Genomic DNA, 19,846 nt, shown 5'->3' with positions numbered 1-19,846 from the left:
TTAGATCGAGATGCCGCCGCCGCAGATCAGCGTCTGGCCGCTTACGTAGTTCGACTCGGGAATACACAGCAGGTAGACCGATCCGGCCGCTTCCTCGGGCGTGCCGCCGCGACCCAGCGGAATGGTGCGCTCCATCATTTCCAGCAGATCAGGGTTGACGCCGACCTTGATCTTTTGGCCCTGGATGTCAATGGATGCGTCGCCGCTGGCCGAAGCTTCGGTCAGCCGCGTTTTGATCATGCCAAAAGCGACGGCGTTGACGTTCACCTTGTAACGCCCCCACTCCTTGGAGAGCGCCTTGGTCAGGCCAATGATGCCGGCCTTGCCCGCTGAGTAGTTAGCCTGGCCGGCGTTGCCGCCGGTGCCGGCGATAGACGAGATGTTGACCACCTTGCGGAACACCTCCTGCCCGGCTTCGGCTTCCTTGCGCGAGGCGACGCGAATGAACTCAGCGGCAGCGCGCAAAATTTTGAACGGCGCGGTCAGATGCACGTCGATGATCGCGTTCCATTGCTCGTCCGTCATCTTCTGAACCACGTTGTCCCAGGTGTAGCCGGCGTTGTTGATGATGATGTCCAGGCCGCCGAAGCTGTCAATCGCGGTCTTGACGAAGCGATCAGCAAAATCGCCGGCAGTGACGCTGCCCACGCAGGCCACGGCCATGCCGCCTGCCTTCTTGATGTCGGCCACGGTCTGCTCTGCTGGAGCTGCGTCGAGGTCGTTGACCACGATCTTGGCGCCTTCGATGGCCAACTTCATGGCGATCGCACGGCCGATGCCGCGGCCCGAACCTGAAACGATGGCCACTTTGCCTTCGAGTTTTTTCATGATGTGTGTCCTTGTTTTTGATGAAAAGGAAATGAAAGGGAAAAGAATAAGGAGCCGGGCTGCCAAACGGCGGTCTCAGCCTCTCAGTTCAGGGCAACCAGCGCCTCGCCGGACAGCGTGATTTCGCCTGTCGCTTTCGTAGCGCTGATTTGAACGCGCACGCAGGGTCGGCCTGCATGCTCAATCTGTTCAAGCACCTTGCCGGTGCAGCGCACGCGGTCGCCGAGATGGGTCAGGGCCGCGAAGCGCACGCCATAGCTGAGGATCTGGCGCTGCGGCACCCATTCGGTGAGCGCGCGCCCGAGGTAGGCCATCGACAGCATGCCGTGCGCGAACACATCCTTCATCCCCGCACCGTGGGCGAAGTCGATGTCGATGTGGATCGGGTTGTGGTCGCCCGACGCACCGGCGAACAGTGCCAGGGTGGTGCGGCTGATCGGCGGCAATTCCAGCACGGGCATGTCGGCACCGACATCCATGATTTTTACTTGAGCGTTCATGAATATTCCTTCAGGCGTGGCGCACGACGATCACTGAGTGCATGTCGGAGACATGCTCGCCAAGTTGATTGGTGACCTTCGTGTCGTTGACGACAAACTCGAGCGCGCCGCCCTTCTTGTCGTAGATGTCGGCGACCCGGGTCTGAAAACGCAGCGTGTCGCCAGCGCACACCGGGGCGTGGTAGTCGAAGCGCTGCTCACCGTGCAAGACCTCCCGCAGATCGATCTTGAGCGTGTCGAGCAACGTCATCAACACCCCCGAATCGCTCTCGGCGCCAAAGATGAAAGTCGGTGGCGCCACGACGTCGCGGTAGCCAGCGGCCTTGGCGGCAGTCGTGTCGAAGTAGATCGGGTCGGTGGCACCGATCACCTGGGCGAAAAAGCGGATGCGGCCCTTCTCCACATCCCACAGCGTGGGCGGCACCTCGTAGCCGATGAATTGCTTGTCAATCATGGGACTCCAGATCCTGGTCTTCTGCGCCTGTGCTCAGGCGGCCTGGTAAAGCGTGACAACACAAGCGCCGCCCAGCCCGAGGTTGTGCTGCAAGGCCACACGTGCGCCTTGAACTTGGCGTTTGTCCGCCGTGCCGCGCAGTTGGTGAGTCAGCTCATAACATTGCGCCAGGCCGGTGGCGCCCAGAGGGTGCCCTTTCGACAACAGGCCGCCCGACGGGTTGGTCACAACCTTGCCGCCATAGGTGTTGTCGCCGTCCAGCACAAACTTTTCCGCACCGCCGGGCGGGCACAGGCCCAGCGCCTCATAGGTGATCAACTCGTTCTGTGCAAAGCAGTCGTGCAGCTCAACCACGTTCACGTCCTGCGGGCCGATGCCGGCTTGCTGATAGACCTTTTGCGCCGCATCGCGCGCCATATCGAAGCCGACCACGCGCATCATGTCGTGCGACTCGAAGGTACTGGGAAGATCGGTTGCCATCGCCTGGGCGACAATGGAAACGCGAGTGTCGAGCCCGTGCTTCTTGGCGAAGGCTTCGGAGCAGATCACCGCAGCAGCGGCGCCGCAGGTCGGTGGGCAAGCCATCAGGCGGGTCATCACGCCCTCCCACAGCACAGGTGCGTTCATCACGTCGTCGACCGAGATCTCCTTGCGCAACAGCGCCAGAGGGTTGTTCGCAGCATGACGGCTGGCCTTGGCGCGAATGCTGGCAAAGGTCTCCAGTTTGGTGCCGTACTTGTCCATGTGCGCCTTGCCGGCACCGCCGAAGTAACGGATAGCCAACGGAATTTCCGGGCGCCCGACGAGTTCGGCGGTGGCCCGGTCAAACTCCTCGAACGGCGTCGGCCTGTCCTCGAACTGGGCCTTGATGGCACCTGCGGCCATCTGCTCGAAGCCCAGGGCCAGAACACACTCGACGGCACCACTTTCGACTGCCTGGCGCGCCAGAAACAGAGCCGTCGAACCGGTGGAGCAGTTGTTGTTGACGTTGACGATGGGGATGCCGCTCATGCCCACGGGGTAGAGCGCCCGCTGGCCGCAGGTGGAATCGCCATACACATAGCCGACATAGGCTTGCTGGATCATGGCGTACTCAACGCGCGCATCGGCAAGGGCCTGGCGCACTGCCCTCTCTCCCATCACGTGATAGGGTTCACTGGCGCCCGGTTTGGTGAACGGGACCATCCCGACACCGGCAACAACGACTTTCTGGTTCATCGCACTAACTCCTTGGGTTGAAATATTTCGGACGCCGACACTGAGAGGCCATCGGCCTCAACCGCCCTTGGCCTCATCGGCGTACTCGGTCTTGAGACCCCGCTTGAGGATCTTGTTGGCCACGCTGATCGGCAGCGAGCTGCGAAAGTGGATCCGCTTGGGCGCCTTGAAGCCGGGCAGGCGGCCACGACAGAACTCGATCAGTTCGGCCTCGGTCACCATGGTTCCTGGCCTGGCGATGACGGTGGCCGTCACGGCCTCGCCCCAGTGCTCGTTGGGCAGCCCGAACTCGGCGCACGGCATCGCGCCTGCGTGGGCGCCCAGGACGCTTTCGACCTCCCGGCAATAAACGTTCTCTCTGCCGGTCTTGATCCATGTCCTTCTTGCGGTCGGCGAAGAAGTAGTTGCCGGCCGCGTCGCGGAACAGGATGTCGCCGGTATGGAACCAGCCGTCGCGGCACACACGGCGGTTGGCCTCGTCGTTCTTGTAGTAGCCATTCATGATGACCGGGCCGCGCACGATCTGCTCGCCCGATTCACCGTCGGCTACGTCCTTGCCTTCATCGTTGACCAGACGCACGTCGGCGGCCACCGAGGCGACGCAGCCCACCCAGCGGCCGTCCTGGTCGGGCATCTGCTCCCAACCGTCCACGCAGCCACCGGTCAACAAAGAGGCTGTCAATTCGCTGAACCCCTGCACCGAAAAGAAGCGCGACGACGGCGCCGCCTGCTTCCATCCATCGATGATTGACTTGGGGATCGTCGAGGCCCAAGTGCCCAGCTTGGTCGCGCAGCGAAGATCCGACGCGCCGAAGTTGGGGCCAGCGGCCTTCGCCGCGCGGCGAAGGTTGTCGCTCACGTTCTGGCGGCGCAGCAGGTTCATCTCGAGTACATGGGTCAAGGCTGTCTCGTTAGGTTGAAGCTCGTTTGACGCTGATGAATGGTCTCGCCGCGAGCGGCACGAGCCGATAGGTCTCACGGGTGAATGCGTCACGGACGGCTACCGTCAATGAATACGCACCAATTCCGTCCTCCGCTTACGCCGCCTCCAGTTCTGGCACAACAAATGAATGTCAGCGATGAATCCTACCTAACGCTTGACAGTTTTGCAATGCCCAATTAAATTTGGTAAGTCCAAAGAGATCTTGTCCGCGCAGCTTTGGTGCGCGCCGCGGCCCGTTGACCCAACCCACGCATTGATAGGCATCCCTATATGGCCGCCACTCGCAGTTTTGCTCTCTCCGCCGACGACCGCGCCGTACTCGAAGCCGCCGACAAGTTCGCGCGCAAGGAATTCGTACCACTCGCCCGCCGCATGGACGACGAGGAGTGGTGGCCGTCGGATATCTTCCAGAAAATTGGCGCGGCTGGCTTCATGGGGGCCACCGTGCCTGCCGAGCATGGCGGCGCGGGTATGGACCTGTTCAGCTCGGGCCTGATCTGCCAAGCCTTTGCACGCTGGAACCCCGCCATCGCCTTGTCCTGGGCGGCGCACGACAACCTGTGCGTTAACAACATCTTCCGCAACGCCAACGAGGCGCAGCGCCGCCAATACCTGCCCGATCTGTGCAACGGCACAAAAATCGGCGCGCTCGGCCTGACCGAACCCGGCGCCGGCTCGGATGCGCTGGGCGCCATGCGCACCAGCGCGCGCCGCGAGGGCGATCATTACATCCTCAACGGCACCAAGATCTACATCACCAACGGCCCGGTGGCCGATGTGCTGTTGGTTTACGCCAAGACCGCGCCAGAGTTAGGTGCCAAGGGCATTTCAGCCTTCATCGTCGAGAAGAATTTCCCCGGCTTCAAGGTGGCTCAAAAACTCATCAAGATGGGTTTTCGCGGCAGCCAGACTGGCGAGCTGGTGTTCGACAACTGCCGCGTGCCGGCAGCCAACCTGGTGGGCAAGGAAAACGAAGGCGTCAAAATCGTCATGAGCGGGCTCGATCTGGAGCGCGCGCTGGTGGCTGGCTTATGCGTGGGCATCTGCGAACGTGCACTCGAATTGAGCGTCGAGTACGCCAGGACGCGCGTGCAGTTCGGCAAGCCCATCGGCAGCTTCCAGATGGTGCAGGCCATGCTGGCCGAGATGTACACCGAGATCGAAGCCATGAAAACCCTGGTCTGGCGCACCCTGGCCGAGGTCAATGATCTGGAGGTGGGCGGCGGAGGCCGCGGCGATGTGCACAAGCTCACCGCAGCGTCCATCCTCTACGCTGGCGAAGCCTGCAACCGGGTGCTCAACAAGGCCGTGCAAGTGCATGGCGGTAGCGGCTACATCTGGGAGTCCGAAATCAACCGGCTGTTCCGTTGCATCAAGATCCTCGAGATCGGTGCAGGCACATCCGAGGTGCGCAAGATGATCATCGCCGAAGAGCTGCTGCGCGGTTGATTCCCAGACCCGCATGGCAAGCGCAGCTGACCACCACACAAACAAGCAGGCCTTGAAGATGCAACCCTCGTTGACCATCCGCTTTGAGCAACGTGGTGCCGTGGCGTGGATCACGCTGAATCGGCCCGATGCGATGAATGCGCTGTCGGAGGCAATGTGCGCCGAATTGCGCGATGCGACCGCGCATTGCGAGCGTGACCCGACCATCCGCGTCATCGTGCTGACCGGTGCGGGCCGTGCCTTCTGCGCCGGCGCCGACCTCAAAGGCGTGTTCGAGAGCAGCGCTGGCGGCCCCGGCCCGAGCGACCCGATGGGCGAGTTTCTCGATCTCGTCGGCGGCATGATGGATCGGCTGCGCATGTGCCCCAAACCCACCATCGCCGCGCTGAACGGTCTGACGATGGCTGGCGGACTGGAGCTGGCCATGGCCTGCGACCTCATCATCGCCGCCGAAAGTGCCCGCATCGGCGACGCACATGCCAACTTCGGCGTGTTTCCGGGCTCGGGCGGCGCGGCGATCCTGCCACGGCGCATCGGCGCCACCGCCGCCAAATACCTGCTGTTCACCGGCGACACCATGCCCGCACGCGAACTGGTTCCGCTGGGCCTGGTGAACCGTGTTGTGCCGGATGCCGAGCTGGTGTCCGAGGTCGAAAAATTCGCCTTGCGCATCGCCAGTAAAAGCCCGCTGGTGCTGCGCCGCATGAAACAGGCCGTGGCCGACGGGCTGGAGCAGCCACAGGCTTCGGCGCTGCGGCTGGAGCGACTGGTGCTCGACGCGCACCGCCATTCGCACGACATACAAGAGGGCCTCGCGGCTTTCGTCGACAAGCGCACGCCCGATTTCAAGGGCTACTGATTTCACCCACTTGTTCTGAATGGACGCATTTCCATGACCAGCCCGCAAGCCGCCGTCTACGTAGTCGGCGTCGGCATGACGCCGACCGGCAAGTTTATTGACCGCGATATCAAGCAACTGACCGCCGCTGCTGTGAATGCCGCGCTGGCCGATGCCGGACTGTCCATCAGCGACATCCAGTCGGCATACTTTTCTAACGCAACCCAGGGCGCGCTCGAAGGCCAGACCATGATCCGTGGCCAGATTGTGTTGCGTTCGATGGGCTTCGAGTCCATCCCGATCTTCAACATTGAGAACGCCTGCGCCAGTGCCAGCTCGGCTTTCAACCTGGCGGTGCAGTACGTGCGCTCGGGGGCAGGCGAGATCGCGCTGGCCATTGGTGCCGAGAAAATGTTTTGCGCCGACAAAGCCAAAATGTTCAGCGTCTTCGACGGCGCCTGGGACGTGGCCACGGTCGAGGAGAACAAACGCAGGCTGCTGCAAATGGGGCACGGTATTGAGCCGCCGGAAGGGTCCATGTCCAAGGCGCCCTACAGCCTGTTCATGGACATTTACGCCGCCTTTGGTCGCTTTCACATGCGCGAGTTCGGCACCACGCAGCGACAAATTGCCGCCGTGTCGGCCAAGAATCATGGCCATTCGGTGCACAACCCGCTGGCGCAATACCGCAATGCATACACCATTGACGAGGTACTGGCCGCGCCCCCCATCGCCTACCCATTGACGCTGCCGATGTGCGCACCCATCAGCGACGGGGCTGCCGCAGTCGTCGTGTGTTCCGAAGCAGCACTGGCGCGCCTGGCAAAGCGTGGGCGCGCCATCAAGGTGTTGGCATCGGTCATTGCCACCGGCAGCACCCGCCGCCCTGAAGACCTGGATCAACACATCACCGTCAAGGCTGCCAAACAAGCCTACGAACTCGCAGGCGTTGGCCCGCAAGACATTTCGCTGGCCGAGGTCCACGATGCCACCGCCATCGGCGAAATCGTGCAGAGTGAAAACCTTGGCTTCTGTGCGTTCGGCGAAGGCGGGCCGCTCGCCGAGCGCGGCGACACCACGATTGGCGGACGCATCCCGATCAACACCTCGGGCGGACTGGAGTCCAAGGGGCACCCGATCGGCGCCACCGGGCTGGGTCAGTTGCACGAACTGGTCGTGCAGTTGCGCGGCGAAGCGGGGGCCCGCCAGGTGCAAGGGGCCCGCCTTGCCATTGCAGAAAACGGTGGGGGCCTGTTCGGAATTGAAGAAGCCGTGGCCGCCATCACCATTCTCGGTCGCTGAAGGGCAAAAATGATTGTTCACGACAAGGTGGCCATTATCACAGGTGGTGCTTCAGGCCTGGGACGCGCGGTGGCTGATGCGCTCGCCGAAGGCGGCGCGCGGTTGTCATTGTTCGACCGCGACAGCGAGCGTGGTGTACAGGCAGCCAACGAACTGGGTTCTGCCGCCATGTTCGAGCAGGTGGATGTCACCAGTGAGTCACAGGTGCAGGCGGGCATCGACGCAACCCTGGCCCGTTTTGGCGCCATTCACATTTGCATCAACTGCGCTGGCGTGCCCGACGCAGCCAAGACCTTGTCCGATGGAAAACCCTTTCCCCTGGCACTGTGGGACAAGGTGATTGCCGTCAACCTGACCGGCACGTTCAACGTGCTGCGCCTGGCAGCCGTGGCGATGGCGCGCAATGAGCCTGAGCCTGAGGGTGATGAGCGCGGCGTCATCATCAACCTGTCGTCCGGTGCCGCACAGGACGGCCAGATGGGACAGGCGGCCTACGCCGCCAGCAAGGCCGGGGTGATCGGCCTCACGCTGCCGGTGGCACGGGACCTGGCCGATCTGGGCATCCGCTGCGTAGCGGTTGCGCCGGGCTTGTTCGAAACGCCGATGGTCGCGGGCCTGCCAAAGAAGGTCGCACTGGCCATCGTTGACCGCATGATTCTGTTCCCGCGCCGCATGGGTCAAGCCAGCGAGCTGGCCCACCTGGTGCGCTCCATCGTCGAGAACCCCTATATCAATGCGACCTGTTTGCACATTGATGCCGGTGCACGCATGAGCACTCGCTGAACGAGACCGACAACACACCGAGACCAGCACCATGAATTTCCTCCCCACCGAAGAACAGCGCATGGCCGTGGAAGGCTTCACTCGCTTCCTGGAGACCGAACTGCGTCCGATTGTCGAACGCTACCAGCCCGACAAGCTAATTGAAAAAGAGGTGATGCTGGAGATCTTCCAGAAGATGCTGCCCTACGGCATGGGCGGCAACGGCATCATTGCCGAGGAACATGGTGGTCTGGGCATGCCCTGGCTCACCTATGCACTGATGTATGAGCAACTCGCTCGCATCTCCGGCGACGTGGCAATCTCGCTGTTGATTCAGCAGCTCGGCGCCTATTCGCTGGAGGTCTGCACGAACGTGGCCATGCGTGAGAAATATTTGCCACGCATGGTACGCGCCGAAATCATTGCCTGCAGCGGCATCAGCGAGCCCGGGGTCGGCTCCAACGTGGCTGAAGTCACCTGCCGTGCCCAGCGCGATGGCGACCACTACATTGTCACCGGGGAGAAAACCTGGATATCCAACGGCCACTACTCCGACTTTTGCATGGTCATCGTGCGTACCTCACAAGAAGGTTCTGGCGCCATCTCGATGATCTTGGTGGACCGCGCCGAACACGGCTACGAAAGCCGCAACATCGACAAGCTCGGGCTCAACAGCACCTCGACCGCTCAGCTGTTCTTCGATGGCGCGCGCGTGCCGGCCGCCAACATGATGATAGCCCCCGGCACCGGCCTGAAGAACACCATGGTGCTGTTCGAGAAAGCGCGTCCTATGGTCGGTCTTACCTCGGTGGGCATCGCACAGGCGGCGCTCGACAAGGCGGTGGCCTATTCGAAGGAACGCCGCCAGCATGGCAAGCCCATCGGCGGCCATCAATTGATCCAGGGCATGCTTGCCGAAGCCGCGACCGAACTCGACGCCGCGCGTCTGCTGGTCTACCGCGCCTTCAACCTGATCGACCACGGCGTGCGCAGCGAGGTGCAAAGCGCCATGGCCAAATGGTACGCGACCGAGATGGCGGTCAATGTCACGTCGAAAGCAGTGCAGATTCACGGCGGCAACGGCATAACCAAAGACTTCGGCGTTGAATTGTTGTTCAGAAACGCACGCATGATGCCGATTCCCGACGGCACCACCGAAATCCAGAAACTCATCATTGGCCGCGCCCTGACCGGCATCAACGCCTTCTCCTAACCCATGACCTCTAACTCCTCGATTAGCCCATCCAGCGAGGCTTCGGTGCTGCAGGCGCGGGACATCACCTTGCGCTTTGGCGGTGTCACCGCGCTGGCCGAGGTCGCCATCGATGTGCGTGACAACGAGCTGCTGGCCATCATTGGGCCCAACGGCGCGGGCAAGAGCTCTTTGATGAACGTGCTCAGCGGCTTCTATCTGCCGCAACAAGGCAGCGTTCACTACCGTGGTCAAGACATCAAAGGCCGCGCGGTGCACCAGATCGCGCGCGAAGGCGTGGTGCGCACTTTTCAGGGCACCCATTTGTTCTCCAACATGAGCGTGATCGACAACATCCTGGTCGGCCGCTACAGCAAGATGCGATCAAATCTGGCGCAGGCATTTCTCTACTTTCCCTGGACCCAGCGTGAAGAAACGCTGCACCGGGAAGCAGTCGAGGAAATCATCGACTTCCTTGAAATTGAGAATATCCGCCACCAGCCGGTAGGCGCGCTCGGCTACGGTCTTCGCAAGCGCGTTGACCTGGGCCGTGCGTTGGCGATGGAACCCAAGGTTCTGTTAATGGATGAACCCATGGCCGGCATGAACACCGAAGAAAAAGAAGATCTGGCCCGTTTCATCATAGACGTGCGCGAGGCCAAGCGCATCCCGGTTGTGCTAGTGGAGCACGACATGGGGGTGGTCATGGATCTGGCAGACCGCGTGGCGGTGCTCGACTTTGGCCGCAAGATCGCCGACGGCACGCCTGCACAAGTGCAGGCCGACCCGGCCGTGATCCAGGCCTACTTGGGAGCAGCGGCATGAGTGCGACCGACCCCGCCCCAGAAGTCGTCATGACCCTGCCGCAGAAGTTGTTCGCCCACGCCCGGGAACATCCACAGTTGCTGGCGCAGCGCGTCAAGCGCAAAGGTATGTGGCGCTGCCATACATGGGCCGACGTGTTTGATCGAACGCGCAGCATTGCGCTTGGCGCGGCGGCGCAGGGCCTGCAGCGTGGCGAAACCGCGATTGTGATCGGCGAGAACGAACCAGAGCACTACTGGGCGCTGTTTGCGGCCCAGTCACTGGGCGTCAAAATCGTATCGGTCTACCCTGACGCCACCGTCGACGAGTTGCACTACCTGTGCGAGGATTCAAAGGCCCGCTTCATCTTCGCGCAGGATCAGGAGCAGGTTGACAAGGCGCTTGCGCTGCTGGAGCGGCTGCCCGACATCCGGGGCGTCGCCTACTGGGACAACTCGGGCATGTGGTCGTACCGGCATACGCTGCTGCAATCCTTTGATGACCTGACCGCTGAAGGTCGGCGCCAGCACGAGAGGCACCCGCAGCGCTTCGAACGTGAAGTCAACGCCGGCCAAGCGGACGATTTGGCACTACTGACCTACACCTCCGGCACCACCAGCAAGCCCAAGGGCGTGATGATCAGCCACCGCTGGCTGATGGACAACGCGGTTCGGATGAGGAGCGCGTTGCCGCTGGAAGCCGGCATGGAATATTTGTCTTACACGCCGCTGGCCTGGATCACCGAGCAGTTGCTGGGCGTGACCCTCGGGCTGATCACGCCGCTGGTGGTCAACTTCCCGGAAGGCCCCGACCAGGTCTTGCCCAACGTGCGCGAACTTGCGCCGCACATCGTGCTGTTTGGCCCGCGCCAATGGGAGAACATCGCCGCCACCATCGAGGCGCGCATGCTCGCCGCGAGTTGGATGGCACGCGGCATCTACCGCTGGGGCATCCGCATCGGCCATGACGTGCATGTGGCGCGACTCGAAGGGCGAGCGGCACCGTGGCTGTCGCGCCTGCTGCTGCCTGTGGCCGAGGCGCTGGCCCTGCGCCCGGTGCGCGATCAGTTCGGCTTTATTCGCAGCGATGTCGCGGTTTCAGGCGGCACCGCCATGGCACCCGACGTGTTTCGCTTATTTCACGCCATGGGCGTCCACTTGCGCAATATTTATGGCTGCTCGGAGTTTGGTCTGATTGCTGGCCACCGCGGCGAGCGCTGCGACCTCGAAACCGTGGGCCCGCTACTGGATGTGGACCCTGCCTTCGGCGCGCCGCTGGAATCGCGCATTGAGGACAATGGCGAACTGTTGCTGCGCGGAGGTACCGGCTTTCTCGGCTACTGGGGCAAGCCCGAGAAGACCGCCACCATCCAGCGCGACGGCTGGTACGTCAGCGGTGACGCAGTGCGCAAGACCGAGCGCGGAGAACTTGTCTACCTCGACCGGGTGGAACACTTGGTCAAACTCGCCAGCGGTCACCCGTATCCCCCGCAGTTCATCGAGACCCGGTTGCGCTTTTCGCCCTTTATCAAGGACGTGATGGTGCTGGGCGACGCCACCCGGCCCTGGGTTGGCGCGCTGATCAACATCGACATGGCTGTGACCAGCCGCTGGGCCGAGGAGCGGCGCATCGCATTCTCCACCTTCACCGACCTATCGCAGCGGCCCGAGGTGCGGCAACTGGTGCAGGGCGAAATCCGCCGCATCAACAAACTGCTGCCCGAAGGCTCGCGGGTGGTGCGTTTTGCCAATTTTCCGAAGGAGCTTGATCCCGACGAAGGCGAACTGACGCGCACGCGCAAGCTGCGTCGAGAGTTTCTCGAGGTGCGCTACGGGGCGCTGATTGACGGACTGTATGCAGGTGCCGCCGACATTGCCTGCGAAATAGCCGTGACCTACCAGGACGGCCGCCAGGGCGTGTTGCGCGCAACCGTGGTGGCCACCGACATCGACCAGACACACACACCATGATCATCGAATTCATCAACTACACCATCAACGGCGCGCTGCTTGGCCTGCTGTATTCGCTGGTGGCCATGGGCTTTGTCGTCATCTACCGCGCCAGCAAGGTCTTCAATATGGCAATTGGCGAGATGATCGTGCTGGGCGCCTTTCTGCTGTGGTGGGCCATCCAGTCGCGCGGCATGCATCCGGTGCTGGGCATCGCTGTTGCACTGTGCATTTCGGTGCTGATCGGGCTAGTGATTGAACGCCTGCTGTTCAGGCGCCTGATTGGCGAGTCGGTGTTCTCTATGATCATGGTCACCATCGGGCTACTGATCCTGATGCGTGGACTGGTGCTGGCGATCTGGGGTCCGCAGGAGCGTCAGTTCCCCGCCATCTTTCCCCTCACGCCAATCATCTTGGGCGAGATGATCATCCCGCGCTCGCTCGCCATTGGTGGCCTCATCGCGGTGCTGGCGGCCGTGGCGCTGCACTGGTTCTTCAACCGCAGTCGCAGCGGGCTGGCGATGTCGGCGGTGGCCGAAGACCACCAGATCGCTCTGGCCATGGGCATCAGCGTGCGCCGCTCCATCGCCTTCGCTTGGGCGCTTGGCGGCGTTCTGTCGGTCATCACTTCGATGGTCTACCTGAGCGGCAAGTCGCTGACCTTCCTGTCCTCTGAAATCGGCTTCGCCGCCCTGCCGGTGGCCCTGCTGGCCGGGCTCGAGTCCATCGGCGGTCTGCTGCTGGCGGGCATTATCGTCGGGGTCGTGCAGGGACTGACCGCCGCCTACATCGACCCGCTGATCGGCGGCAATGCCGCCGCCGTCGTCCCCTATATCTTCATGCTGGTGGTGCTGGTGGTTCGTCCGACCGGCATGTTCGGCTGGAAACGCATTGAAAGAGTCTGACCCATGGATCCCTCCGGCATTTTTTCCACCAGTTATGCGCGCGACCGCGCGCTGATCCGTACGCGCGCCCAATGGGTGACCCTGGGACTGTTCATCGCAATTCTCCTGTTCCTCCCCTGGTTCGCCTCGGCGCGTCTGGTAGCCGTAGCCAACCTGATGCTGGTCACGTCCATCGTGGTGGTCGGGCTGCAGATCACCACCGGCTACGCCGGGCAAATCAACCTGGGCCAGGCCGCCTTCATGGGCGTCGGCGCCTACGCCGCCAGCGTGGTCGAGGTCAAGGCCGGGCTGCCGTTCTGGGTGGCGGTGCCGGTGGCGGGCCTGGTAGCGGCGCTGGCCGGCTGGTTGTTTGGCATGACGGCGGCGCGCATCAAGGGCTTTTACCTCGCGCTGACCACCATCGCGGCCCAGTTCATCTTTCACTTCATTGTGCTGAATCTGCCTTCAGCCTGGCTCGGCGGCGTGAATGGCTTCAGCCTGGAGCCGGCGCGGATGGGCACATTTTTGTTCAACACCGACCGCTCGCTGTACTACCTGTTTCTTGTCGTCACCATGGTGATGGTCATCGGCGCTTTCGGTATCCTGCGCAGCCGCCACGGGCGCGCCTTTGTCGCCGTGCGCGACGACGATGTGGCCGCCGGCATGATGGGCGTTGACGTGGCCGGCGCCAAGTCGCGCGCCTTCGTGCTCGGCGCTTTTTACGCTGGCATCGGTGGTGCCCTGTGGGCCTACCAGGTGCGCTTCGTCTCGGTCGATCAGTTCACGCTGTTCAACTCGATCTGGTTCATTGCCATGATGATCGTCGGCGGGCTCGGCTCGATCGTCGGGGCACTGATAGGCACCGTGCTCATCCGTGGTGTGCAGGAAACCATCACCAGCCTCGGGCCCGACCTGGTCGAGCGCATCCCCAGCCTGAGCAGCGACCTGATCTTCGCCAGCATGAATGTGTTTCTCGGCCTCATCATCACGCTGTTCCTGCTGCTTGAACCGAAAGGCCTGATGCACCGCTGGAACATCCTGAAAACCAACTACCGGCTCTGGCCGTTTCACCACTGAGCCCGCCCGGCACAGCGAGTCGCAATCCCCCGCCCCTTTTCCTCACCACCACCACAATTGGAGACAAGCATGCAACGCAATACCTTTCTCAAACTCACGGCCGCCCTGGCCTCTGGTCTGCTGCTGAATGCGCCCGCCCATGCGCAATCGACGACGATCAACGTGGCCGCCTTTGCCGACTTCGCCGGCCCCTACGCCAACGTCATGTCCCAGATGCAGGGCGGGCGACTCGCAGTGATCGAGTGGTGGAACAAGGAAGTCGGCAGCAAACTCAACGTGCAGATCGTCGTCAAAACCTTCGACACCCGCTACGACGTGGCGCAAACCGCCAGCCTGTGGCCCGGCATCAAGGCCGAAGTCAAACCCGCGATCCTGCTCGGCCTCGGTGGCCCGGATGCCGCCGCGTTGCAGCAGCGCTTGCCGGAAGACAAGATTCCCATGGTCATGGCCACCGCCACCTACGGCTTCGGCTGGAAACCCAACCAATGGGCCCTGAACCTGCGCCCCACCTACGCCCACGAGGCGGGCGGATTCCTGGAATGGTTCCGCACCACCAAACTCGATGGCAAGCGCCCTGTCAAGGTGGCGATCATCACCTCCGAAGCCACCCCCGCTTATGCCGACATGGCCAAGGGCCTGCAAAGCTACACCAAGGCCAACCCGGACAAAGCCACCTTCGTCGAGGCGATCTGGACCGAAGTGCAACCGGCCGACCTGACCCTGGCGGTGCGTCGCCTGGTCAATGCTGGCACCGATGTGATCGTGATCCAGACCAACACCGCCCAGGCCGTGGCCACCAAACGTGCGCTGCAGGCGCTGGGCAAAAACGTCCCGATCATGCTCTCGCTGCACAACGGCGTGGTGGGATCATCTAAGGCACTGGGCGACCCGAATGGCTTTGCCGGTGATTTCGAAGTGGGCGCCATCGCCGATGCCAGCGAAGACGACACGACCGCACGCAAGTTCTACAGCATGTTGCAGGAAAAGCATGGCCTGAAATCGGGCTGGAATGCCATGACCATCATGGGCCTGGGCCAAAGCGTCGTGGCAGTGCGCGCGATTGAGGCCACCATCAAGGCCAAGGGTGCCGGCAAAGTCACTGGCGAAGCGGTGCGCGAGACCTTGATGAACAGCCAGTTCACCAGCAACGACCTGATGGGCATACTGCCAGGCGTGGACTTCAGCAACGACACCCCCTTTCCCACCGGCACCGCCAAGGTCAACATCGCGACCATGAAGGACGGCAAGGTCGTTCGGGCTGCAGCCGATGTGAACGTGCCAGTGGTGCCTAAATGGTGAATTCAGCCATTGCTGCAGCACCGGATCAACGGACCACGCCCCATGCGGCTGCCGATCCGGCGGTGCTGACTCTATCCAACGTTGAGGTGTTGTATGCCGAGGTGATCCTGGCGCTCAAGGGCGTGTCGATGAAGGTCCCCGAAGGCGGGTGCGTGGCGCTGCTGGGCGCCAACGGCGCAGGTAAGAGCACCACCCTGAAAGCCATCTCCGGCGTCATTGACTCGGAAGATGGCCGCGTCTCGGGCGGGTCGATCACCTTCGACGGCCGACCGATTCAGGGGCACGATCCGGCGACCGTGGTGCGCGGTGGTCTGGTTCATGTGATGGAAGGGCGGCGCGTGCTGCAGCACATGACGGTCGAGCAAAACCTCATCATCGGCGGCCACATGTTTCCATCGGCGCAGGCGATGCGCCAGGCGATGGACAGCGTGTACGAAGCGATTCCGCGCCTGGCCGAACTGCGAAAACGCACGGCCGGCTATCTGTCGGGCGGCGAGCAGCAGATGCTGGTGATCGGGCGCGCAATCATGGCCGAGCCCAAACTCATGCTGATCGACGAGCCGTCACTCGGGCTGGCGCCGCGCATGGTCGAGGAAGTCTTCAGCGTGCTGCGCCACCTGCGTGAGCAGGGGCTGTCGCTGCTCATCGTCGAGCAAAACACACGCGTCGCCCTGGAGATCGCCGACTATGGTTATGTCATGGAGAGCGGTCGCATCGTGCTGGAGGGGCAGGCCCAGGAACTCCGCGACAACGAGGATGTGCGCGAGTTTTATCTCGGCCTGGACCGCGAGGGGGTGCGCAAGAGCTTTCGCGAGGTAAAGCACTACAAGCGACGCAAGCGCTGGTTGGGGTAGCAGTCGGTTGGCTGGTGGTTTTAGTTCGGTTTGAGGAGCAACAACAAATGAGTGGTCCCTTGCAAGGTTTGAAAGTGATCGAGTTCGGCGGCATTGGCCCCGGACCGTTCTGCGCAATGTTGCTGTCCGACATGGGCGCCGACGTGATCCGCCTGGATCGCAAGGCCGACAAGGGAAAAGACCGCGGAGATGGCACCTTCCTTGCCAGTGGGCGGCGCAGCGTGTTGCACCGCGGTCGCCGTTCGGTGGCGGTCGACCTGAAGTCGCCCGCAGACGTGCAGCGGGTGCTGGCACTTGTCGACGGGGCCGACGCGATCATTGAAGGTTTTCGCCCGGGCGTGATGGAGCGGCTGGGTTTGGGCCCAGACGTGCTGCTGGCACGCCACCCACGACTCGTCTACGGGCGCATGACCGGCTGGGGCCAGGACGGCCCGCTCGCGCAGGCCGCCGGTCATGACATCAACTACATCGCGCTGTCGGGCGCGCTCAGCATGATTGGCCGCTCGGACGGCGGGCCAGTAGCGCCGCCGGCGATGGTCGGCGACCTGGGCGGCGGCGGCATGATGCTTGCCTTTGGCATCGTTTGCGCTTTGCTTGAAGCGCGCACCTCTGGCCGTGGTCAGGTGGTCGATGCTGCGATCACCGACGGCGCGGCGCTGCTGACCTCCATCGTCTGCGACCTCAAAGCGCTGGGAATGTGGAAGAATGAACGGCAGGCCAATCTGTTGGATGGCGGATCGCATTTCTACGACACCTATGAGTGCGCTGACGGGAAATGGATCTCGATCGCATCACTGGAACCCCAATTCTATGTGTTGCTGCTGGAGAAGCTAGGCATCAACGATCCCGAGTTTCAACGGCAACGCGATCCGGCCGTCTGGCCGACGCTCAAACGCCAGATCGCCGACATCTTCCGCATCCAGCCGAGAGCGCACTGGTGTGCGTTGCTGGAAGGGACCGACGTGTGCTTTGCACCGGTGCTGACTCTGGAAGAGGCTGCACATCATCCACACAACAGTGCGCGCGGCACTTTCTTTGAGCGAGACGGCGTGCTCCAACCTTCACCGGCACCGAGGTTCAGCCGGACGGTGACTGATCGCCCAAGCCCCGCGCCGTTCATTGGCGAACACGACGACGAACTCTTGTAGTCGAAGAATGGTGGGGGCTGGGGAAAATGGACCACAGGCATTCGACGCAGTTTCAGCCCGACCAAATCGAACGCATCAACCGCGAGCTGAAAATCCTTCCGCCGCCCGATGATCATTTGCATTGAGCCGCAGTGCTTTGCCGGGCGGTCTCCGCCGAGCACCGATCAGACCGCTTTGACCAGTGACTTGGTGTAGATGCGGTAGGTGCCGATGCCGCGCGACACGATGTCTCCGTCGAGTGCGTCGAGCGTGACCTTCACCGACACATAGGCCACCGTCTTGCCGATGTGGTCAGGCGTTGCCGATGCAAACAGGATTCCTGTGCCGACCGCACGCATGAAATCCACAGTGAGCGTGACCGTTACCGACGACTGGATGAGCTGGCCGCTGCCCGGGATCGGCCGGTCGATCAGGGTTCTGCCCCCGACCGCATCGAGCAAGGTCAGGGGCACGCCGCCGTGGAGCACGCCGTGGGGGTTGAGGTGGTCGCGCCGGATCGGCAGCCGGAAATACAGGCCGCGCTCGTTGTGCAGGATGTCGTACCCGACGAGCTGCTGAAAAGGCCCGTGGGAGTACGTTGCCGACGGAAGAGGAGGCTGCGAGGTCACTCTTGATCGACCTTGAAGTAGTCGGGCTTTCCGGCTGGCCAGAACTCGCCCCACAGCAGCATCCCGCCTTCGACGTTGAGCACCTCGCCGGTGATGAACTTGCCCGAGGGTGCGGCGAGGTAGACCACCGCCTCCGCGATGTCCTGCACGTCGCCGGCCCGTTTCATCGGATTGCACGAGTAGAAAGTGGAAACGTTTTCCTCGCGGTAGTTGTTGAAACCGTTGCTCTCGATGGCGCCGGCGCCAATGCAGTTCAGGCGGATGCCGTGCTCTGCCCACTCGATGGCCAGCGTGCGGGACAGCGCAATGACGCCCGCGCGCGAGGCGGTGGTGTGCGCCATGCCCGTGAGGCCGCGGTCGATGGCGGCGGTGATGTTGACGATGTTGCCGGGCCGGCCTTGCTCCACCCAGCGCCTGGCCGCGCCCTGCATCATGTACCAGCTGCCATTGAGGTTGGTGTCGATCACCGCGTTCCAGCCCTTGACGTTGAAGTCCATCGCATGGGCGGCAAACTGGCCGCCAGCGTTGTTGACCAGCACGTCGACGCCGCCCAAACGTTCCCACACGGCACTGAGCATGGCGTCCACCTGCTCGGGGTCGCGGATGGTCATCGGGTAGGTGATTACCTCACGGCCCGACAGCGCGCGCAGTTTTTCGGCGCAGTCCTCGAGTTTGTCGGCCTTGCGCCCGCAGATGGCGAGCGTGGCACCCAGCCGCGCGAACAGGAAGGCAATCGCCTTGCCGATGCCACTGCCGGCGCCCGACACCAGCACCACTTTGCCGGCGAAAAGGTCGTCGCGATAGACCGTCGGGAGTGCGGCCAGGGCCTCGTCGCCCGGGCCGAACTTGGGGTGTTGCGAGTCAGCCGAATTCATGTGTTCACCTTGAAGTAATCGGGTTTGGCGATGGTCCAGACTTCGCCCCAGAGCACGCCGCCGCCATCCACCGTGAGCAGTTCGCCGGTGACGAACTTGCCGCTGGGCGCGCTGAGGTAGACCGCGGCCTCGGCCACGTCCTGCACGTCACCGACATGTTTCATCGGGTTGGCTCCGGCGAAGGCCTTCACCGCCTCGGGGGAGTACTGACGAAAGCCGGTGCTGGCGATCGCTCCAGGCGCTATGCAATTGACGCGGATGCCATGCTGCGCCCACTCCACTGCAACAGTTTTAGACAGGTGAGTCACCGCGGCGCGCGCAGCGCAGGTGTGCGCCACGCCCGGCATGCCCCGCTGGAAGGTGGCGACGATGTTGACGATGTTGCCCCGCGTGCCGGTGCCCTGCCAGCGGCGCGCCATCGCATGCATCATGTACCAGGTTCCGTTCAGGTTGGTGTCGATCACCGCCTTCCAGCCCTTGACGCTGTAGTCCAGCGCCCGCTGCGGGAATTGCCCGCCGGCGTTGTTGACGAGCACGTCGATGCGTCCGAAGTGCAGCCAGGCCACGTCGATCAACTGTTCCACCTGCTCGGGATCACGGATCGTCATGGGGTGCACCAGCACATCAGGGCTGCCGAGCCGGCGCAGCCATTCGGCGCAGCTCTCTAGCTTGGCTGGGTCGCGCCCGCAGATGACCAGCTTGGCGCCCAGGCGCGCGTACAGGAAGGCGATGGCTTTGCCGATGCCGCTGCCGGCGCCGCTGACCATCACCACCTGGCCTTCGAAGAGTCCGCTCTGGTAGACGGTGGGGCGGGTTGCGAGGGCTTCATCGTCGAAGCCGAAGGTGGTGTCTTCTGTCATGT

The 19,846-nt window shown here is 62.8% G+C and carries 20 protein-coding genes and 1 pseudogene; 12 read left to right on the top strand and 9 right to left on the bottom strand.

The features are described 5' to 3' along the window. The 6 genes and pseudogenes from KIT86_RS00280 to KIT86_RS25185 all read right to left on the bottom strand — a co-directional run. The gene (locus tag KIT86_RS00280; RefSeq protein ID WP_056278339.1) at positions 1–828 is read right to left on the bottom strand and encodes an SDR family oxidoreductase; all 828 of its coding nucleotides are present in this window, start codon (positions 826–828) and stop codon (positions 1–3) included. A gap of 83 nt (positions 829–911) precedes the next feature. After that, the gene (locus tag KIT86_RS00275) at positions 912–1,307 is read right to left on the bottom strand and encodes a MaoC family dehydratase (RefSeq protein WP_235501457.1); all 396 of its coding nucleotides are present in this window, start codon (positions 1,305–1,307) and stop codon (positions 912–914) included. Between the two features lie 31 nt (positions 1,308–1,338). Continuing rightward, positions 1,339–1,782 carry a MaoC family dehydratase N-terminal domain-containing protein gene (locus KIT86_RS00270; protein ID WP_056278333.1) on the bottom strand — a complete coding sequence of 148 codons (444 nt, stop codon included), beginning with the start codon at positions 1,780–1,782 and terminating at the stop codon, positions 1,339–1,341. Positions 1,783–1,815: 33 nt separating this feature from the next. Beyond that, positions 1,816–3,000 (bottom strand): lipid-transfer protein, encoded by a 1,185-nt coding sequence (locus KIT86_RS00265; protein WP_086124716.1) that lies wholly within the window; start codon positions 2,998–3,000, stop codon positions 1,816–1,818. Between the two features lie 57 nt (positions 3,001–3,057). Continuing rightward, a complete protein-coding gene (locus KIT86_RS25190; protein ID WP_056278329.1) occupies positions 3,058–3,303 on the bottom strand; it encodes a hypothetical protein in 246 nt (81 codons plus the stop codon). A 196-nt stretch (positions 3,304–3,499) separates the two neighbouring features. Then, positions 3,500–3,883: pseudogene (locus KIT86_RS25185) on the bottom strand (hypothetical protein); the annotation flags it as partial. 330 nt (positions 3,884–4,213) lie between these two features. On the opposite strand from KIT86_RS25185, the gene KIT86_RS00255 reads away from it, so the two are divergent. The 12 genes from KIT86_RS00255 to KIT86_RS00200 all read left to right on the top strand — a co-directional run bounded on the left by KIT86_RS00255 (position 4,214) and on the right by KIT86_RS00200 (position 17,501). After that, positions 4,214–5,392, top strand: a complete 1,179-nt coding sequence (locus KIT86_RS00255; RefSeq protein WP_056278324.1) for an acyl-CoA dehydrogenase family protein — start codon at positions 4,214–4,216, stop codon at positions 5,390–5,392. A gap of 58 nt (positions 5,393–5,450) precedes the next feature. After that, positions 5,451–6,251, top strand: a complete 801-nt coding sequence (locus KIT86_RS00250) for an enoyl-CoA hydratase/isomerase family protein (protein WP_297393920.1) — start codon at positions 5,451–5,453, stop codon at positions 6,249–6,251. Positions 6,252–6,284: 33 nt separating this feature from the next. Further along, on the top strand, positions 6,285–7,532 hold the full coding sequence (locus tag KIT86_RS00245) for a thiolase family protein (RefSeq protein WP_056278322.1): 1,248 nt from the start codon (positions 6,285–6,287) through the stop codon (positions 7,530–7,532). A 9-nt stretch (positions 7,533–7,541) separates the two neighbouring features. After that, a complete protein-coding gene (locus KIT86_RS00240; protein WP_297393918.1) occupies positions 7,542–8,315 on the top strand; it encodes an SDR family NAD(P)-dependent oxidoreductase in 774 nt (257 codons plus the stop codon). Between the two features lie 31 nt (positions 8,316–8,346). After that, positions 8,347–9,507 carry an acyl-CoA dehydrogenase family protein gene (locus KIT86_RS00235; protein WP_056278316.1) on the top strand — a complete coding sequence of 387 codons (1,161 nt, stop codon included), beginning with the start codon at positions 8,347–8,349 and terminating at the stop codon, positions 9,505–9,507. A gap of 3 nt (positions 9,508–9,510) precedes the next feature. After that, a complete protein-coding gene (locus KIT86_RS00230) occupies positions 9,511–10,311 on the top strand; it encodes an ABC transporter ATP-binding protein (protein ID WP_056278313.1) in 801 nt (266 codons plus the stop codon). Further along, a complete protein-coding gene (locus KIT86_RS00225; RefSeq protein ID WP_297393916.1) occupies positions 10,308–12,260 on the top strand; it encodes a long-chain fatty acid--CoA ligase in 1,953 nt (650 codons plus the stop codon). Before KIT86_RS00230 ends, KIT86_RS00225 begins: the two co-directional genes overlap by 4 nt. Next, positions 12,257–13,144 carry a branched-chain amino acid ABC transporter permease gene (locus KIT86_RS00220; RefSeq protein ID WP_172823112.1) on the top strand — a complete coding sequence of 296 codons (888 nt, stop codon included), beginning with the start codon at positions 12,257–12,259 and terminating at the stop codon, positions 13,142–13,144. The genes KIT86_RS00225 and KIT86_RS00220 overlap by 4 nt, the downstream gene beginning before the upstream one ends. A gap of 3 nt (positions 13,145–13,147) precedes the next feature. Next, complete coding sequence (locus tag KIT86_RS00215; RefSeq protein WP_056278306.1) at positions 13,148–14,200, top strand: branched-chain amino acid ABC transporter permease; 1,053 nt, start codon at positions 13,148–13,150, stop codon at positions 14,198–14,200. Between the two features lie 69 nt (positions 14,201–14,269). Next, a complete protein-coding gene (locus tag KIT86_RS00210; protein WP_056278303.1) occupies positions 14,270–15,499 on the top strand; it encodes an ABC transporter substrate-binding protein in 1,230 nt (409 codons plus the stop codon). Then, entirely contained in the window at positions 15,493–16,353 is an 861-nt protein-coding gene (locus tag KIT86_RS00205; RefSeq protein WP_086124714.1) for an ABC transporter ATP-binding protein, read from the top strand. The genes KIT86_RS00210 and KIT86_RS00205 overlap by 7 nt, the downstream gene beginning before the upstream one ends. Positions 16,354–16,400: 47 nt before the next feature. Further along, positions 16,401–17,501: a CaiB/BaiF CoA-transferase family protein gene (locus tag KIT86_RS00200; RefSeq protein WP_056278300.1), complete on the top strand. Its 1,101-nt coding sequence runs from the start codon at positions 16,401–16,403 to the stop codon at positions 17,499–17,501. A gap of 164 nt (positions 17,502–17,665) precedes the next feature. Here KIT86_RS00200 and KIT86_RS00195 read toward each other — a convergent pair whose 3' ends face one another. From KIT86_RS00195 to KIT86_RS00185, 3 genes are read right to left on the bottom strand one after another with little or no spacing between them, the layout of a single operon-like run. Next, the gene (locus tag KIT86_RS00195; protein ID WP_056278297.1) at positions 17,666–18,109 is read right to left on the bottom strand and encodes a PaaI family thioesterase; all 444 of its coding nucleotides are present in this window, start codon (positions 18,107–18,109) and stop codon (positions 17,666–17,668) included. Continuing rightward, positions 18,106–18,984 (bottom strand): SDR family oxidoreductase, encoded by an 879-nt coding sequence (locus KIT86_RS00190; RefSeq protein WP_056278294.1) that lies wholly within the window; start codon positions 18,982–18,984, stop codon positions 18,106–18,108. The genes KIT86_RS00195 and KIT86_RS00190 overlap by 4 nt, the downstream gene beginning before the upstream one ends. After that, complete coding sequence (locus KIT86_RS00185; protein ID WP_008905438.1) at positions 18,981–19,844, bottom strand: SDR family oxidoreductase; 864 nt, start codon at positions 19,842–19,844, stop codon at positions 18,981–18,983. Before KIT86_RS00185 ends, KIT86_RS00190 begins: the two co-directional genes overlap by 4 nt. Positions 19,845–19,846: the final 2 nt, after the last annotated feature.

The sequence above is a fragment of the Hydrogenophaga sp. genome, assembly GCF_026125825.1.
Lineage (GTDB): Bacteria > Pseudomonadota > Gammaproteobacteria > Burkholderiales > Burkholderiaceae_C > Hydrogenophaga.
Note: the sequence above shows the minus strand (reverse complement) of the source record. Positions and strands in the feature narration are given on the sequence as shown.

Bases quoted from the DNA above. Each gene is read 5' to 3' on its own strand.
- KIT86_RS00275 (WP_235501457.1), bottom strand. From the start codon at position 1,307: ATGGATGTCGGTGCCGACATGCCCGTGCTGGAATTGCCGCCGATCAGC.
- KIT86_RS00240 (WP_297393918.1), top strand. From the start codon at position 7,542: ATGATTGTTCACGACAAGGTGGCCATTATCACAGGTGGTGCTTCAGGC.
- KIT86_RS00245 (WP_056278322.1), top strand. From the start codon at position 6,285: ATGACCAGCCCGCAAGCCGCCGTCTACGTAGTCGGCGTCGGCATGACG.
- KIT86_RS00250 (WP_297393920.1), top strand. From the start codon at position 5,451: ATGCAACCCTCGTTGACCATCCGCTTTGAGCAACGTGGTGCCGTGGCG.
- KIT86_RS00255 (WP_056278324.1), top strand. From the start codon at position 4,214: ATGGCCGCCACTCGCAGTTTTGCTCTCTCCGCCGACGACCGCGCCGTA.
- KIT86_RS00270 (WP_056278333.1), bottom strand. From the start codon at position 1,782: ATGATTGACAAGCAATTCATCGGCTACGAGGTGCCGCCCACGCTGTGG.
- KIT86_RS00215 (WP_056278306.1), top strand. From the start codon at position 13,148: ATGGATCCCTCCGGCATTTTTTCCACCAGTTATGCGCGCGACCGCGCG.
- KIT86_RS00185 (WP_008905438.1), bottom strand. From the start codon at position 19,844: ATGACAGAAGACACCACCTTCGGCTTCGACGATGAAGCCCTCGCAACC.
- KIT86_RS00220 (WP_172823112.1), top strand. From the start codon at position 12,257: ATGATCATCGAATTCATCAACTACACCATCAACGGCGCGCTGCTTGGC.
- KIT86_RS00200 (WP_056278300.1), top strand. From the start codon at position 16,401: ATGAGTGGTCCCTTGCAAGGTTTGAAAGTGATCGAGTTCGGCGGCATT.
- KIT86_RS00210 (WP_056278303.1), top strand. From the start codon at position 14,270: ATGCAACGCAATACCTTTCTCAAACTCACGGCCGCCCTGGCCTCTGGT.
- KIT86_RS00265 (WP_086124716.1), bottom strand. From the start codon at position 3,000: ATGAACCAGAAAGTCGTTGTTGCCGGTGTCGGGATGGTCCCGTTCACC.
- KIT86_RS00235 (WP_056278316.1), top strand. From the start codon at position 8,347: ATGAATTTCCTCCCCACCGAAGAACAGCGCATGGCCGTGGAAGGCTTC.
- KIT86_RS00280 (WP_056278339.1), bottom strand. From the start codon at position 828: ATGAAAAAACTCGAAGGCAAAGTGGCCATCGTTTCAGGTTCGGGCCGC.
- KIT86_RS25190 (WP_056278329.1), bottom strand. From the start codon at position 3,303: ATGCCGTGCGCCGAGTTCGGGCTGCCCAACGAGCACTGGGGCGAGGCC.
- KIT86_RS00225 (WP_297393916.1), top strand. From the start codon at position 10,308: ATGAGTGCGACCGACCCCGCCCCAGAAGTCGTCATGACCCTGCCGCAG.
- KIT86_RS00190 (WP_056278294.1), bottom strand. From the start codon at position 18,984: ATGAATTCGGCTGACTCGCAACACCCCAAGTTCGGCCCGGGCGACGAG.
- KIT86_RS00205 (WP_086124714.1), top strand. From the start codon at position 15,493: ATGGTGAATTCAGCCATTGCTGCAGCACCGGATCAACGGACCACGCCC.
- KIT86_RS00230 (WP_056278313.1), top strand. From the start codon at position 9,511: ATGACCTCTAACTCCTCGATTAGCCCATCCAGCGAGGCTTCGGTGCTG.